We start from the raw sequence: 13,652 nt of genomic DNA, 5'->3' as shown, positions 1-13,652 counted from the left end.
GTAATCTTGTTCACGATATTTTTTGTCACATATAAATTAATAAAAGCACTGAAAAATGAGAAGAAACATTGATTGTCTGTTTTTGGCATTGATTGCCATTATTTTATTTGCATCGTGTGAAAGAGTTGCTCCTAATTATGCCGGTGTGCTCATGGAGAATTACGGTAAACAGGGGAAAGATGATTTTAAGGTAGTTTCGGGCAAAGTATCTACATGGGAATGGGGGACGGAGCTATTTCAAGTTCCTTTGTTTGACCAACGTGGAGAATTCGCAGAGCCAGTAACATTAAAGGCTGCTGACAATACGGAGTTTACAGCACGTCCGACTTATTCCTATAAGGTGATGAAGAATAGGGCTATTGATATTGTATTTGACAACAAGCATATTGATAAAGCCGATACTCCATCAGGAAAGGATGGCTTTATGCAATCGTTGGAAGATAATATCTTGGAACCTCGTATTTATGACCTTATTAAGGAGGAAAGCCGAAAACATAAGACTGATAGCCTGATGGCGGATGGTGGTTCGTTAGTTTTTGAAAAGAGACTGGAGCAAATAGTAGATAAAGAGTTTGATAAACGAGGATTACAATTACTTACTTTTTCTGCACAGTTGGAGTTTTCAAGAGCTGTTCGTGATAAGATTGATAGTCGCAATGAAGTAAATACCAATATATCTGTTCTCGATCAGAAAATTGAAGAGCAGAAGAAACAAAATGAATTGGAACGATTGAAAACGGAACAGGCTCTTATTACATCGAAAGGATTGACTAAAGAAATCCTGTATAAGCAGTTTATTGATAAATGGGATGGAAAAACACCGCTCTATGGTATTGCTCCTGATTTTCTGAAAATAACTCAATAATGAAATTTCCCAAGTTTATCCGTAAATACTTAATCCGAATGATTAAGATGCGAGTTGTTAAGAAAATACAACCCGATGGAGATTACCAAAAAGCAGTCTCTTTTGTAATTAACGCACCTTTGAAAGAGTGGCGCATCCGATTGTGGTGTGTCACTCATTTCAAAGATGAATGTGGGTCAGGCGATGAGTCTGATTGGGAACGGTTATTGGACTATCTTACTCATTGAGTAGCCACATTAATTAATCAACATATTTATGATTCAAGTAACAATTAAAAACGATAGGAATGAGAATTTGGAAGATGCCACATTCTCATTAAGTGTAGAGAATATGCCGATAAAATCAGCTAAAGTAGTAGCCGAAAAGCTTCCTGCTATGATACAGAAAGCTTTTCGGGATTATTCAGATTGTAAAGTCGGGTTTAATCGAGATAAAAAGAGAGATAATGAATGAATTTTTCTATGAGTGATTTTAGCTTGTTGCAATCATCATTGTAATAATGATCTAAAAAACCTGAATCAAATCGAGGTCGAGGTTCTGACATCATTTTTTTGTAAAATGGCATTTCTTGGTCAAAAGCATGTACAAGATTGATGAAATCATCTTGTACTTCTTTGAATTTGCATGAATATACATCATTTGTTCCTGGAGTACTATCTTTATAGCTTTTGGGCGCTATCTTGTTAGAATCAACCAATTCTTTAAATGTTGCTCGTATGCTTTCAAGGTTAGAAAGTATATCTTCTGCGTGTTTTTTGTAAAATTCAGCTCTCATATTACTTAATTTTTGATTATACACCCCAAAGTTAAGTAAATCCTCCGAATAAAGCGTGATGCTGCCGATCGAATTGGTTCGGGGGAGCTTTTATTTTAAAATTAATCAGTATGGAAAAAGAAAAGAGTATTATGTGCATTCTTCGTGAAATGGAGATTGATGACAAAAAAGACTTTCCCATTTCCAAAAGGGCGTATCTTTTGAATCTGACTTCTTACAGGCTAAAGGAGAAGGAGCCTGATAAAAAATGGGGTATTAAGTCTGATAGGAACAGCGGTATTGTCACGGTCACACGAGTTGAGTAAGTAATTAAAGCTTATGGAAACTATTAGAGGTGAAATGGCTGAAATATTGTTAGATAATATTCTCCGTCTGTTTTCTACAGAGACATTTGGAAAAGATAAGTCTGCATATTACGTAGGTGGGGAAAAGAAATTGATGAATCTTATAGAAGCGGGTAAGATTGAAAGTGATAAGCCCACTAATGTCCAAAACGGTAAATGGCATTGTAATGCTGCTCAAGTATTACTTCATTGCCGATGTGCAAGAAGGAAAGTCAAATCTAAAAAACGGAAGAGATGAAAAAATTAAAACTCATTCATAACATTTTTACAGTAGTTGCCATATTGGTAGCTATGTATATAGGTGGGGGAATCGAAGCAACGAAAAGTGATATTAATTGGTCGTATATCATATTCATTATTACTGTTGTACTATTGGCTGTGAGATTCGAATATGAGGAAAGGGGAAGGATATAAAAATAGCCTGTGAAGGTTTGCATTGCTTAATTTTAGTATTTGTCATGTTTATTTAGCCCGGTTCGCCGGGCATCTGCCGGGATAGCCCAGTTGGTTAGAGCGCATGTTTCTACATGAGGTCAGCGGTTCGAATCCGTTTCCCGGCTCAACTCAATCAGAGTTAAGTAACCCGTGAGGGGGAAAATTATGTTTGTATCAATAACAATCAATCAATGTAGCCAGAATCGTCTGGCTACGACCTGAAGGAATGGCGGAATTGGTAGACGCAAGTATGCAGATAGATTGAAGAAAGTCATACATAGGTAATCTGTCATCCCGGTTCGAGTCCGGGTTCCTTCACAGAGAATTTTTCTTTTTATGTTTAACTAATGTTGCCAGCGAAAAGGACGCTGTAGGGTTAAAGCCCCTGTTATTTGAGTTTTAATTGTTCTATACCATTCCGGTGTGCTTTGAACGGCTATCCGGAAGCAAGAAGCTCGTGAGAGTGCTATTTTATAGTTAATGTCGTGTTTTATTTTGTGTTTGTGTTCTAAGTGAATGGTTCGTGAGAATAGTTCACTTTAAACGGATGGCTGGTGTAATTGGCAGCATACGCAGATATGCGTGATGTGGGTTCGATCCCCACGCCATTCACCCTTCTGATCCTAATTAAATTATAGTAGTTCATGAGTTTTGTTTTGTGTTTGTGATTAGGGTGTATGGTCTGTGAAGATAGTGCACCTTTTTAATTAATCGGGCGGATATGTATATCGTTGGTTGAAACTGCGGTGAGGTGCACCAATATTCCGTGAGACCGGTTCGACTCCGGTTCCGTCCACTAGCATTTACATTATGTATAAATCAGGGAGCCGTACACCCTTCAAGCGTAGCCGTTCCATAAGGTACATTGGATTATTCTTATTTTTCTGCCTGTACGATATTGTACAGGCAGTTTTTACTACTTGAAAATGGCGTTAAAATGGCGAAGTTTCTGTTTGCTAAACTTGATAATAACGATTATCTTTACTGATGTAATAAACTAAAAGTCAAACCATTAAATTAGAATTATGACAGCGAGAAAAAACACTGTATCAACGATTCAGAATGAAGAGAAGAAGAAAAACTCTATCAGACCGCTTCTAGCTTCTGAAATTGAATGTAGGGTTGGTACTATGAAACCGGACGGTTCGGGCTGCTCCTTGCTATTATACAAGGATGCTCGAGTAGACATGAGAATACTTGATGAAGTGTTCGGAGAAATGAACTGGAAACGGCACCATGATGTCGTTAATGGGAATCTATTCTGTACGTTGTCCATTTGGGATAATGAAAAGAAGGAATGGGTGAGTAAACAGGATGTTGGGACAGAATCCAGTACAGAAAAAGAGAAAGGGCAGGCTTCGGATGCCTTTAAACGTGCAGGATTTAACTGGGGAATTGGGCGTGAACTTTATACGGGTCCTTTCATTTGGATTCCACTTGAGAAAAATGAAGTATATCAGAGCAAAACAGGTTCTCCTGCTCTATATACCAAATTCAGTGTGAAAGAGATTGGCTATAACGAGCAAAAGGAGATTATTCTACTTGTTATTGTGGACAATAAAAACCGTGTTCGTTTTGCTTATGGTAATACAAAGGAAAAAGTATATGCTCCCAATGTTTCTGCTTCAAACGCTTCGGGCAAAGTATATACTGGTGTAGACCTGGATCGTGCAATTAAACAAATGACTGGTGTTAAAAGCCGCGAAGAGCTTGAAAGAGTTTGGGCTGAACATCCTGAACTTCACAATAATAAGGAGTTCAGAAACATAACTATTGACATGCAGAAAACATATCCCCCTAGAAATTGATAATAATGATAGAATTAGTGAAATCCAGTGTGGTTTTCAATGAGGAAAACCACACTTATATGCTCGGTGAAAAACAGTTGCAAGGTATAACCGGTATGATTAGCCGGCAGTTGTTCCCTGACAAATATAAAGATGTCCCAGATTTTGTATTGAAGAGAGCTGCTGAGAAGGGGAGCCTTATTCATGCTCAATGCCAGTTTGTTGATGCAACAGGCTTACCGCCTGAAAGTATTGAAGCAGAGAATTATTTGAAAGAGCGGACGAAAGCTGGATATAAGGCTTTTGCTAATGAGTACACGGTGTCTGATAACGAATACTTTGCATCGAATATAGATTGTGTTTGGGAGAAAGCCGGTAGAATCTGTCTTGGTGACATCAAAACTACGCTGCATCTTGACGAAGAGTATTTGAGTTGGCAGTTGTCAATTTATGCTTATCTGTTTGAACTACAAAATCCATTACTCAAAGTTGATAAATTGTTCGGCATTTGGGTACGTGGTGATAAACATGAATTGGTTGAAATTCCTCGTAAGCCTGATAAAGAAGTCAAGAAATTAATGGAATGCGAGAAGAAGGGTGAGCAATATCTATCCATTCTTCCTGTTCCTGCCCCTGATGATGACAAGTTACTTATTCCAATGCAACTTGTAAATACTATAATCGGAATTGAGGAAGAACTTGCAGATCTAACCAAGATTCAGAAAGATTATAAGGCAAAATTGAAAACTGCTATGCGTGAGAATGGTGTCAAGTCATGGGATGCCGGAAGATTGCGAGTTAGTTATACACCCGCTTCTACGAGTGACAATTTTGATACTAAAAAGTTTCAGGCTGACTATCCGGAATTATATTCTAAGTATATCAAAACAGTTCCTAAAGCTGATAGTATCCGTGTAACAATAAGGGAGGATAAATCATGAGTTTAAACAAATTGATGCTTATCGGGCATGTTGGCAAAGACCCCGATATTAGAATTTTGGAAGCTGGTTCTAAAGTGGCCACTTTCTCCTTTGCCACCACTGAAAAAGGTTATACCCTTGCCAATGGAACACAGGTTCCTGAAAGAACTGAATGGCATAATATTGTTGTTTGGCGTGGTCTTGCCGATGTTGTTGAGAAGTATGTCCATAAGGGAGACAAGTTGTATCTGGAAGGAAAGATAAGAACTCGGAGTTATGATGATAGCAGAGGAATTAAACGGTATATTACAGAACTTTTTGTTGATAATATGGAGATGCTTTCTGTTAAGCCTCAACAAGCGCCACCACCGCCACCTCTTCCGGAACACACCAATAATCAGACTCGAAGTGCGGTGAATGAGTGCCCGCCACCGCCACCACCGACCAAGGACGATTTGCCATTCTGATAGGTTATGGAAGCAACATTGACGAAGAAAGATGGCAAAATCCAAATGGATAAGTCTTTCGAGTTCATGTGCAGCACACTTCGTAATGGAGAATACACTGTAACCATTAAGAAAAAAACACAGCCGAGAACATTAAATCAAAATGCTCTCATGTGGAAATGGTTTCAGTGTATTGGTGCCTGTTTGCGTGAATACACAGGTGAAGAGTATTGGAGCACTGCTGCTGGAGTTCAGGATATACATGACTTGTATTGTAAGAAGTTTCTTGTGAAACAGGTTCATGTGAATGGTAAGGTGGAAACTATTGTGCGAGGAACAAGTAAACTTAATACTTTAGAGATGCATAATTTCATGGAAAGCGTGAAAATAGATGCGGCCACCGAGTTTGGTATTACACTTCCATTGCCTGAAGACCAGCATTACTTAGATTTTATTCATGAGTACCAAAACCGGTACTAATTAATCCTTTTATAATTTATGATTGCAAATTTGAGAAACTACGAACCCGAGACAATCGAGTTTGTAGTTCCCGATTCTATTCGGGAAAAATTTCCCCCTGTTTTATTTCAGGGTTCTACGAATGTAGATGAATTGATAAAGTTGGTGAATGAGCATTTCAATGCTACATTCCCTGAAAGTGAGGTGACACAACGTTTACTGGATGAATTTGAGATTTCCGAAATTCGTGAAGAGTATTGCATCAAGCAAGAGAATGAGGTCCCCAAACGCGAACGTGAACTGTTGGAAGCCATTGAACGTGCAAAGAAAATTAAGAGTGATGCACAAGACAGGTTAGCTTCTATTAAGACTGAAATTAAAGACCTGGCTGCCGAGGTCAAAAAGGGGACGAGGGAGTATCATCTTTCAAGTAAGAATACGATCCGGTTTGCTCTTGATGGATATTTCCTGTATTATTCATGGGTGAACGGTGAGTTTAAGCTTGTGAAAGCTGAAAAAATTCCTGATTGGGACAAACGTTCTCTTTGGGCACAGGAAGATCGAAACAGAAAAGCGATGCTTGATTTGTTTGGTATTGAATATCCTGAAGTAGAACGTCCTATTGATGATACAGAAGATTATGGGGACAAGTTCGAAGAAGACCTGTCTGATAAACTTCCTGAAGAAGAACCGGAAGACGATGAGTAGATTGCAGCACAAAAAAGGCAGGAAGTCCAACTATGTGAAGCGGCTTGTGAATAATCCAGATTGGGAAGAAGCCAAGCGTAAAGTTCGTATTAGGGACGGACATAAATGCCAGATGTGCGGTAAAGACTTTAATTTAGAGATTCACCACAAAACATACAGGGTTAACGGAAAATCAATCGTTGGTCATGAGCTTGAACATCTTGATTGTCTCGTTACCCTTTGTGGTGACTGTCATTTGAAAGTTCATAAATATCACATCAAATTATGACATACCAGTTAAGAGACTACCAAAAAAGTGCTAGTGATGCAGCGGTCAGCGTTTTTAAATCCAAGGAAAAGAAAAACTACGTGATAGTTCTTCCCACTGGTGCCGGGAAGTCCCTTGTCATTGCCAATATAGCTGCACGGATAGACGGGCCGCTGATAGTGTTCCAGCCTAGCAAGGAAATACTCGAACAAAATTTTGCAAAACTTCAATCATACGGCATATTCGATTGTGGAGTTTATTCAGCTTCTGCCGGAAGAAAGGATATCAATCGTATTACGTTTGCTATGATTGGTAGTGTGATGAAACACATGAGTTTCTTCAAACATTTTAAGCACGTTCTGATTGATGAATGTCATTTAGTGAATCCGGAGAAAGGAATGTATAAGGAATTCTTTGAAGATGAGCAAAGGAAAGTTATTGGGCTGACAGCGACTCCTTACAGATTATGTTCAGGAAGAGGTGGTGCTATGCTTAAATTTATAACTCGTACCCGGCCAAAGGTTTTCACTGATGTTATTTATCACTGTCAGGTGAGTGAACTACTTGCTAAAGGATTTCTCGCAAGTTTGAAATACTATGATATTACAAAGTTGGATTTAAGTAGAGTCAGGACTAATTCTACTGGTGCAGATTATGATGAAAAAAGTCTTCTGCAAGAGTTTGAACGTGTGGACATATACAAAGATATAGTTGGATGGACAAAACGTCTGTTGAACCCCAAATCGGGCATACCACGCAAAGGTATTTTAATATTCACGAGGTTTATTCGTGAAGCTGAAAAACTGGCTTCCGAAATTCCTAATTGTGCGATCGTTAGCGGTTCTACTCCAAAGGAAGAAAGGGCACGAATTCTGAAAGGTTTTAAAGATGGAAGAATAAAAGTTGTTGCTAATGTCGGAGTACTTACAACCGGATTCGATTACCCGGAGCTTGATACGATTGTTCTTGCACGTCCAACCAAATCCCTTTCCCTCTATTATCAAATGGTCGGTCGTGTTATTCGTCCCTGCCAAGGTAAAGAGGGTTGGGTTGTTGATTTGAGTGGGAATTTCCGGCGTTTTGGGCGTGTTGAAGAGTTACGCATAGAACAGCCTGAAAAGGGAAAATGGTGTATAATGAGTCGTGGCCGTCAATTAACCAATGTAGTATTTTAATTATCATGTGGAGAAATTACAAGAAGAAAGAAAAGAAAAAGCCTCTTTTCGAGGTAGAAGGTGTTAAGGTCAAGAAGAAACCTGATCTTGTCGATAAACTAGACAGAATATTTAGTTTATTCATCCGTTATCGTGATACGATGCCTAATGGATATTTTCAGTGTATTTCATGTGGTAAAATAAAGCCTTTCAATAAAGCAGATTGCGGTCATTACATCAACCGCCAACACATGAGTACTCGCTTTGATGAAATGAACTGCAATGCTCAATGTTCACATTGTAACCGCTTCATGGAAGGAAATATTCAGGATTATCGCAGACGTCTAGTTGCCAAGTATGGTGAACGAAATGTGCTGATCCTGGAAGCCAAGAAAAATGTTACTAAGCAATTTAGTGACTTTCAATTAGAAAAGCTGATTACTCATTACAAGGAAGAAGCGAAAAAACTGAAGGAAGCAAAAGGTCTGTGAGTTTTATTACTAATCGGAGTATAATCCCTTAAAATATGGAAAGAAATTCATTCATCTTTTATAAAGGGTGGAGAGAAGCAATCAAGGATTTGCCGGATGATGTCAGGCTGGAGATTTACGAAAGCATAATTGAGTATGCGACAACGGGAAATCTTCGGGGGTTGAAACCTATGGCAAATATTGCTTTCAACTTTATAAAGATAGATATAGACAGGGATACTGAAAAGTATATGTCTATTGTGGAAAGGAATAAGAGCAATGGTTCTAAGGGGGGACGTCCGAAAAGTGAAAACCCAAAAGAACCCAAAGAACCCACAAAACCCACTGGGTTATTTGGAAACCCAAAAGAACCCACAAAACCCGATAATGATAATGAATATGATAATGATTATGTAGATGATAATGATTCTCATTTAAAAAAGAAAGAAACTTCTCCTAAAGGAGAATCAAAGAAAGACGAGCTTTCTTTGTTCCCCGAGGAAAAGATTGATTGGGGTGGGCTAATGGATTATTTTAATTCCACGTTTAAAGGTAAACTTCCTGCTATAAAGTCCATAGATGCAAAACGAAAGAAAGCTATTAAAGCACGTGTCGCACAATACGGGAAGCAAGCTGTATTCGATGTGTTCCAATTGGTTTTAGACAGTCCTTTCTTGCTTGGACAAAACGATAAAAATTGGAGGTGCACTTTTGACTGGATATTCAAGTCTGCGAATTTTACTAAAATTTTAGAAGGAAATTACAATGGAAAACGAACTGATACTGCGGCCACAAGAAGAGAATCGGTTAGCAGTCTTACGGACCTCGCCGAAAAACTATTGCAAAGCTCTATGCCCCAAGAAGGTTGAAGATGTATTTCAAAGTGATGAACCTTCTATTGGCACTATTATAAGAAAGTTTGGTGAGCCGCAAGCCAGAGCAGTGTTGGTCATATTGATAGCTGATGCCTTGGAGTTTTTCAATGTCGGTAATCCAATGTCGGCTACACAAGTCGCTACTACAGTAGATTTAATCATTGAAGAATATCCATATATGAAAACTGATGATTTTAAACTGTGTTTCAAGAACGCAATGAAAATGAAATATGGCAATATCTATAATAGAATTGATGGTCAGGTCATCATGAGTTGGCTTCGTGAATACAATAAAGAACGTTGTGCTGTTGCTGATAATCAGTCATGGAATTTTCATAAAGAGAATTTGTCGGAGGAAGTGGGCTATACAAGTGGCTTGTCGTATGAAGAATACCGGAACGAACTCAAACTTAGAGTTGAGCAAGGAGATGAAGAAGCTGCTAAAGCGTTAAGTCTCTCAAATGAAATAATCTCTTATCTAAACAAAAGAGAATATGGCAAACAAGAAGCAGAAGGTGACAATTTACTGGAACACTAGGCATATCAAACTTGAAGATATTCCTGAAGTGAAAAGAAGAATACGGGAGCGTTTTGGTATTCCTAATCACACAACTGTTAATGGTGAAACGGATTGTTATATCCGTGAGGAAGATATGGAATTGCTTCGGGAAACGGAAAAACGTGGCTTCATTCAAATACGTAATAAGCCCGCATGAAAATGGCGTTAAAATGGCGAAGTTTCTGTTTGCATAACTTGTCATTTTACGACAACTTTACTGATGTAATGAATTAAAAGTCAAACCAATATAATTAAATTATGGAAGTACAAAACATTAGAATTGACCTTATCAGTCCTTCTCCTTTGAATCCGAGAAAGACTTTTGATGAAGCAGCTCTTGAAGAGCTTGCAAGCAACATTGAAAAGCAAGGTTTATTGCAACCTGTCACTGTCAGAGTTGCTAAATCCGAGGAGATGACTAACCTAGAAACCGGAGATGTTACCCCATTACCTTACACATACGAAATTGTTTGCGGTGAGCGTCGTTTCCGGGCTGTGTCACTTTTGAAAGCAAAGGAAGATGAAGCGAATGTTGCAAAAATCAAAGCCCATCGAAAAAAGTCGGAAAAATTTCAGACAATATCCTGCATTGTCAGAGAAATGACAGATGATGAGGCTTTTGAAGCGATGATTACCGAGAATCTTCAAAGAAAAGATGTTGATCCCATCGAAGAAGCTTTTGCCTTTGCGCAGTTGGCTGAAAAAGGACGAACTTTGGAAGATATCGCTCTTAAAATAGGAAAGTCTACCCGGTTTGTATTTGACCGTATTAAATTGAATTCTCTTATTCCTGAACTAAAAGAGCGGGTAAGAAATGGAGATATACCATTGTCCGGTGCTATGATTCTTTCTAAATTGGATGAAGATACTCAAAAAGAGTTTCATGAGGAGGAGGAAGAACAATGTACTACTGCTATGATTCGAGAATTTGTGAGTAATTCTTTCATGGAGCTTGGTAACGCACCTTGGATTAAAGATGATTCCGATAATTGGGAAAATACTGATATTAAATCATGTTCTCAATGTGAGAATAATACGTGTAATCATGGTTGTTTGTTCTATGAAATGAATAGTAAGGATGCTAGATGTATCAATGCTGCTTGCTATGAGAAAAAACAGATTGCTTATGTGACGCGGAAAATTCAACTAGAATATGAACATCTTGTTAAAGTTGGCGAACCTCTTTCATTTGGAAAAACAGTAATTATCGCTAGACGTCCCGATACATATTGGGGAGAAGATAGAAAGGTTTTCTATGAAAAAACTTTGGAAGCTGTTAAACAACTTGGATTTGAAATAGTTGATCCTGATGAAATCTTTAGATGTAAGTGCTGGTATTCAGAAGATGATGAACGCACTTTGAAAATGCTTGAAGATGGAGAAGTTTATCGTTGTCTTTCATTTTTTGGACATTATTCTCCCGAATTTAACGTTAGTTTCTATTATGTTAGAAAAGAAACGGCTTCCTCTACTTCCGCCGTTGCCGATCTAAAAGAGATAGAAAGGGAAAAAATAAACGCCCAATTAAAAAGAGCGAAGGATATAGTCAAGGAGAAGTCTGCTGAAGAAATGCGCAAGTGGGCGCAAGAGAAAACATATTATCAGAGAACAAAAGAATTCTCTGAAAATGAACAACTTGTTTTTGATGTGCTGGTTCTTAGCGGTTGTAGCAGTACTTATCTTGAAAAACTGAATTTAAAAAAATGGAATGGTGAGAGTGATTTTGTAAATTATGTCAAGAACAACCAAGCTGACCGACACCAATGGTATAGAGCCTTTATTGCTGAATGCTTATCATCGAATAATGTGAATTTCTACTCCTATTTGCAAAAGTGTCAGAAAATCCTTTTTGCAGAACAATATCCGGATGATTTCAAAGCGCTCTCTAAGAAACTTGCGGATTCATATGATAAGAAAGAAAAGAAGCTCAAAGAAAGACTGAAAGAACTAAATAACGATAACACAGAGGAAGCCTAGTGGTTTCCTCTCTTTATTGACGCACTTATGAAAACGTGGACTGACGAACAACTTGCTATACTTGACAGTGAGTACCCGACTGCTGATTTAAAAGAACTTGCTAGGCGTCTTGATAAAACACTTAGTGCTGTTAAAACAAAGGCCTTGATTCGAAAACTTAGGCGCTCTCCGAGAATCTCGTTTTGGAATAGTGAGAGGCTTGATAAATTGAAAAAGTTATATTCCAATCATACTAATGAGGAAATAGCACAGATATTAGGTACCACTTATTCTGCTGTAAATAGAATTGCATTTAAATTACGGCTCTTTAAATCTAAAGAGTTTAAATTTCAATGCGCTTCTAAAAGTTTCTTTCCCAAAGGCCACCAACCGATGAACAAGGGACGTAAGCAAACGGAATATATGTCAGAGGAACAATTGGCAAAAACGAAAGCTACTCGATTTAAGAAAGGACATATCCCCAAAAATCATAAACCAGTCGGTTATGAACGCATAACTCGTGACGGTTACATTGAAGTGAAAACTGCTGAACCGAATGTCTTTGAACTTAAACATCGGCTTGTATGGGTTGAGCATAATGGAGAAATCCCTCCTGGTTATAATATTCAGTTTAAGGATGGCAACAGGCAAAACGTTTCCATTGAGAACCTTTACATGATTAGTCGTTCTGAACAATTAAAAAAAGAGAATTCTTTGTATGCCCGATATCCGGAAGATGTTCAGTACCTAATCAAGCTAAAAGGAGCTTTGAATAGACAAATTAATAAAGTAACGAAAAAGAATGAATCATGACTGATGGAGCAATAGATAGATTGAAAGAAATGGTTAATAAACCATTCCTTTATCAGAATGAAGAAGTTGTAATTCTTAATTACTGTGACGGTACTGGTGATGATGGTACCGAAGTTGAGATATACTTGAATAATGGCAAAGTGTTGGTATTTAGTATGTTTGATTTGGCTTCCAAATTGAACCGTTTCCGGCCAATAACAAATACAGTTGTCGTGTTAGCTAATGAACGGTTGAATAAGGTGTCTACAGTGAACCCTACCATTTTACAAGATTTGAGGAATTTGGTTCTTCAACAAATAAAGGATGTGAAAGAAGATCCTAGTAAAGTGAGCCAAGCAAAACAAGTTTTCCAAGGGGTTAATACCGTAATCAATCTTGCTAAGACTGAATTAGAGTACAGGAAATATTTAGATACAACAGACCCCTCAAAATAAATAATTAGTATGCTGATATATAAAGAATATGTTCATTGGTTTCGCATCAGAGACCAACCTAATAGAATCGTGTGAGATTATTCATAGTCTAACAATTTAACCCGATCGATATGATAACATTGAATAGGTTTGCCCAGAGATGCTTGAATATCATGAGGAAGCGCTTTAAGATGAATGAGCATAGCTCAAGAAAAGCGTTTAGCATAAGAATTGAAGCCGTTTGGAGAAAATTCGATATTGCTTCTAAATATAGGAGTGATAATCTTCCTAAATATTCGGAAGATGAAGAATTGGCAGCCGAGATGATAATTTACCTTGTTGCCTATTTAAAAAGATTTGGTTGTGAGGACATTGAACAGCTTATCAAAGATAAGATAGAGTTCGATGATAGAAAAAATGATTAGG

20 protein-coding genes and 4 tRNA genes are annotated in these 13,652 nt (G+C 37.9%); 23 read left to right on the top strand and 1 reads right to left on the bottom strand.

The genetic code is table 11. The features are described from left to right. Positions 1-55: 55 nt before the first annotated feature. Together CLIN57ABFB40_RS07845 and CLIN57ABFB40_RS07840 are read left to right on the top strand one after the other, a co-directional pair. Positions 56-865: an SPFH domain-containing protein gene (locus CLIN57ABFB40_RS07845; protein WP_175629578.1), complete on the top strand. Its 810-nt coding sequence runs from the start codon at positions 56-58 to the stop codon at positions 863-865. Positions 866-903: 38 nt separating this feature from the next. Beyond that, a complete protein-coding gene (locus CLIN57ABFB40_RS07840; RefSeq protein WP_147337301.1) occupies positions 904-1,092 on the top strand; it encodes a hypothetical protein in 189 nt (62 codons plus the stop codon). A gap of 194 nt (positions 1,093-1,286) precedes the next feature. Here the strand turns inward: CLIN57ABFB40_RS07840 and CLIN57ABFB40_RS07835 are convergent, their stop codons facing one another. Next, positions 1,287-1,640 (bottom strand): hypothetical protein, encoded by a 354-nt coding sequence (locus CLIN57ABFB40_RS07835; RefSeq protein ID WP_032851135.1) that lies wholly within the window; start codon positions 1,638-1,640, stop codon positions 1,287-1,289. 110 nt (positions 1,641-1,750) lie between these two features. On the opposite strand from CLIN57ABFB40_RS07835, the gene CLIN57ABFB40_RS07830 reads away from it, so the two are divergent. The 21 genes from CLIN57ABFB40_RS07830 to CLIN57ABFB40_RS07735 all read left to right on the top strand — a co-directional run bounded on the left by CLIN57ABFB40_RS07830 (position 1,751) and on the right by CLIN57ABFB40_RS07735 (position 13,651). Further along, positions 1,751-1,945, top strand: coding sequence for a hypothetical protein (locus CLIN57ABFB40_RS07830; protein ID WP_008775948.1), 195 nt, complete (start codon positions 1,751-1,753; stop codon positions 1,943-1,945). 13 nt (positions 1,946-1,958) lie between these two features. Next, positions 1,959-2,222 carry a hypothetical protein gene (locus CLIN57ABFB40_RS07825; protein ID WP_008775947.1) on the top strand — a complete coding sequence of 88 codons (264 nt, stop codon included), beginning with the start codon at positions 1,959-1,961 and terminating at the stop codon, positions 2,220-2,222. A 251-nt stretch (positions 2,223-2,473) separates the two neighbouring features. Next, positions 2,474-2,544 (top strand) — tRNA-OTHER (locus tag CLIN57ABFB40_RS07820). Between the two features lie 95 nt (positions 2,545-2,639). Next, positions 2,640-2,737 (top strand) — tRNA-OTHER (locus tag CLIN57ABFB40_RS07815). Between the two features lie 227 nt (positions 2,738-2,964). Beyond that, positions 2,965-3,031, top strand: a tRNA-OTHER gene (locus tag CLIN57ABFB40_RS07810). A gap of 101 nt (positions 3,032-3,132) precedes the next feature. Continuing rightward, positions 3,133-3,215, top strand: a tRNA-OTHER gene (locus tag CLIN57ABFB40_RS07805). Between the two features lie 229 nt (positions 3,216-3,444). Continuing rightward, positions 3,445-4,227, top strand: coding sequence for a hypothetical protein (locus CLIN57ABFB40_RS07800; RefSeq protein ID WP_149939343.1), 783 nt, complete (start codon positions 3,445-3,447; stop codon positions 4,225-4,227). A 5-nt stretch (positions 4,228-4,232) separates the two neighbouring features. Beyond that, a complete protein-coding gene (locus CLIN57ABFB40_RS07795; protein WP_004314097.1) occupies positions 4,233-5,147 on the top strand; it encodes a hypothetical protein in 915 nt (304 codons plus the stop codon). Then, complete coding sequence (locus CLIN57ABFB40_RS07790; RefSeq protein ID WP_004300206.1) at positions 5,144-5,593, top strand: single-stranded DNA-binding protein; 450 nt, start codon at positions 5,144-5,146, stop codon at positions 5,591-5,593. The genes CLIN57ABFB40_RS07795 and CLIN57ABFB40_RS07790 overlap by 4 nt, the downstream gene beginning before the upstream one ends. A 6-nt stretch (positions 5,594-5,599) precedes the next feature. After that, positions 5,600-6,052, top strand: coding sequence for a hypothetical protein (locus tag CLIN57ABFB40_RS07785; RefSeq protein ID WP_004300208.1), 453 nt, complete (start codon positions 5,600-5,602; stop codon positions 6,050-6,052). Positions 6,053-6,070: 18 nt separating this feature from the next. Continuing rightward, entirely contained in the window at positions 6,071-6,739 is a 669-nt protein-coding gene (locus tag CLIN57ABFB40_RS07780) for a hypothetical protein (RefSeq protein WP_004300209.1), read from the top strand. Next, entirely contained in the window at positions 6,657-7,007 is a 351-nt protein-coding gene (locus CLIN57ABFB40_RS20570; protein WP_225472646.1) for an HNH endonuclease, read from the top strand. The genes CLIN57ABFB40_RS07780 and CLIN57ABFB40_RS20570 overlap by 83 nt, the downstream gene beginning before the upstream one ends. Then, positions 7,004-8,161, top strand: coding sequence for a DEAD/DEAH box helicase (locus tag CLIN57ABFB40_RS07775; protein ID WP_008999323.1), 1,158 nt, complete (start codon positions 7,004-7,006; stop codon positions 8,159-8,161). The genes CLIN57ABFB40_RS20570 and CLIN57ABFB40_RS07775 overlap by 4 nt, the downstream gene beginning before the upstream one ends. Before the next feature lie 5 nt (positions 8,162-8,166). Further along, positions 8,167-8,631, top strand: a complete 465-nt coding sequence (locus tag CLIN57ABFB40_RS07770; RefSeq protein ID WP_004300212.1) for a recombination protein NinG — start codon at positions 8,167-8,169, stop codon at positions 8,629-8,631. Between the two features lie 35 nt (positions 8,632-8,666). Next, on the top strand, positions 8,667-9,479 hold the full coding sequence (locus tag CLIN57ABFB40_RS07765; protein ID WP_004314099.1) for a DUF6291 domain-containing protein: 813 nt from the start codon (positions 8,667-8,669) through the stop codon (positions 9,477-9,479). 127 nt (positions 9,480-9,606) lie between these two features. Beyond that, the gene (locus CLIN57ABFB40_RS20505; protein ID WP_004318823.1) at positions 9,607-10,023 is read left to right on the top strand and encodes a hypothetical protein; all 417 of its coding nucleotides are present in this window, start codon (positions 9,607-9,609) and stop codon (positions 10,021-10,023) included. After that, entirely contained in the window at positions 9,980-10,201 is a 222-nt protein-coding gene (locus tag CLIN57ABFB40_RS07755) for a hypothetical protein (protein ID WP_004318822.1), read from the top strand. Before CLIN57ABFB40_RS20505 ends, CLIN57ABFB40_RS07755 begins: the two co-directional genes overlap by 44 nt. A gap of 101 nt (positions 10,202-10,302) precedes the next feature. Continuing rightward, positions 10,303-12,021 carry a ParB/RepB/Spo0J family partition protein gene (locus tag CLIN57ABFB40_RS07750; protein WP_117512284.1) on the top strand — a complete coding sequence of 573 codons (1,719 nt, stop codon included), beginning with the start codon at positions 10,303-10,305 and terminating at the stop codon, positions 12,019-12,021. Positions 12,022-12,048: 27 nt separating this feature from the next. Further along, complete coding sequence (locus CLIN57ABFB40_RS07745) at positions 12,049-12,813, top strand: HNH endonuclease signature motif containing protein (RefSeq protein ID WP_175629577.1); 765 nt, start codon at positions 12,049-12,051, stop codon at positions 12,811-12,813. After that, complete coding sequence (locus tag CLIN57ABFB40_RS07740; protein WP_004300218.1) at positions 12,810-13,247, top strand: hypothetical protein; 438 nt, start codon at positions 12,810-12,812, stop codon at positions 13,245-13,247. The genes CLIN57ABFB40_RS07745 and CLIN57ABFB40_RS07740 overlap by 4 nt, the downstream gene beginning before the upstream one ends. A 110-nt stretch (positions 13,248-13,357) precedes the next feature. Then, on the top strand, positions 13,358-13,651 hold the full coding sequence (locus CLIN57ABFB40_RS07735) for a hypothetical protein (RefSeq protein WP_004318818.1): 294 nt from the start codon (positions 13,358-13,360) through the stop codon (positions 13,649-13,651). The last annotated feature ends 1 nt before the right edge of the window (position 13,652 follow it).

The sequence above is a fragment of the Bacteroides acidifaciens genome, assembly GCF_903181435.1.
Lineage (GTDB): Bacteria > Bacteroidota > Bacteroidia > Bacteroidales > Bacteroidaceae > Bacteroides.
The sequence above is the reverse complement of the archived record's forward strand: the minus strand, read 5'-3'. Positions and strand labels throughout refer to the sequence as shown.

Bases quoted from the DNA above. Each gene is read 5' to 3' on its own strand.
- CLIN57ABFB40_RS07790 (WP_004300206.1), top strand. From the start codon at position 5,144: ATGAGTTTAAACAAATTGATGCTTATCGGGCATGTTGGCAAAGACCCC.
- CLIN57ABFB40_RS07840 (WP_147337301.1), top strand. From the start codon at position 904: ATGATTAAGATGCGAGTTGTTAAGAAAATACAACCCGATGGAGATTAC.
- CLIN57ABFB40_RS07765 (WP_004314099.1), top strand. From the start codon at position 8,667: ATGGAAAGAAATTCATTCATCTTTTATAAAGGGTGGAGAGAAGCAATC.
- CLIN57ABFB40_RS07830 (WP_008775948.1), top strand. From the start codon at position 1,751: ATGGAAAAAGAAAAGAGTATTATGTGCATTCTTCGTGAAATGGAGATT.
- CLIN57ABFB40_RS07735 (WP_004318818.1), top strand. From the start codon at position 13,358: ATGATAACATTGAATAGGTTTGCCCAGAGATGCTTGAATATCATGAGG.
- CLIN57ABFB40_RS07755 (WP_004318822.1), top strand. From the start codon at position 9,980: ATGGCAAACAAGAAGCAGAAGGTGACAATTTACTGGAACACTAGGCAT.
- CLIN57ABFB40_RS07835 (WP_032851135.1), bottom strand. From the start codon at position 1,640: ATGAGAGCTGAATTTTACAAAAAACACGCAGAAGATATACTTTCTAAC.
- CLIN57ABFB40_RS07785 (WP_004300208.1), top strand. From the start codon at position 5,600: ATGGAAGCAACATTGACGAAGAAAGATGGCAAAATCCAAATGGATAAG.
- CLIN57ABFB40_RS07775 (WP_008999323.1), top strand. From the start codon at position 7,004: ATGACATACCAGTTAAGAGACTACCAAAAAAGTGCTAGTGATGCAGCG.
- CLIN57ABFB40_RS20570 (WP_225472646.1), top strand. From the start codon at position 6,657: ATGATACAGAAGATTATGGGGACAAGTTCGAAGAAGACCTGTCTGATA.
- CLIN57ABFB40_RS07750 (WP_117512284.1), top strand. From the start codon at position 10,303: ATGGAAGTACAAAACATTAGAATTGACCTTATCAGTCCTTCTCCTTTG.
- CLIN57ABFB40_RS07745 (WP_175629577.1), top strand. From the start codon at position 12,049: ATGAAAACGTGGACTGACGAACAACTTGCTATACTTGACAGTGAGTAC.
- CLIN57ABFB40_RS07825 (WP_008775947.1), top strand. From the start codon at position 1,959: ATGGAAACTATTAGAGGTGAAATGGCTGAAATATTGTTAGATAATATT.
- CLIN57ABFB40_RS20505 (WP_004318823.1), top strand. From the start codon at position 9,607: ATGTCGGCTACACAAGTCGCTACTACAGTAGATTTAATCATTGAAGAA.
- CLIN57ABFB40_RS07800 (WP_149939343.1), top strand. From the start codon at position 3,445: ATGACAGCGAGAAAAAACACTGTATCAACGATTCAGAATGAAGAGAAG.
- CLIN57ABFB40_RS07780 (WP_004300209.1), top strand. From the start codon at position 6,071: ATGATTGCAAATTTGAGAAACTACGAACCCGAGACAATCGAGTTTGTA.
- CLIN57ABFB40_RS07770 (WP_004300212.1), top strand. From the start codon at position 8,167: ATGTGGAGAAATTACAAGAAGAAAGAAAAGAAAAAGCCTCTTTTCGAG.
- CLIN57ABFB40_RS07845 (WP_175629578.1), top strand. From the start codon at position 56: ATGAGAAGAAACATTGATTGTCTGTTTTTGGCATTGATTGCCATTATT.
- CLIN57ABFB40_RS07795 (WP_004314097.1), top strand. From the start codon at position 4,233: ATGATAGAATTAGTGAAATCCAGTGTGGTTTTCAATGAGGAAAACCAC.
- CLIN57ABFB40_RS07740 (WP_004300218.1), top strand. From the start codon at position 12,810: ATGACTGATGGAGCAATAGATAGATTGAAAGAAATGGTTAATAAACCA.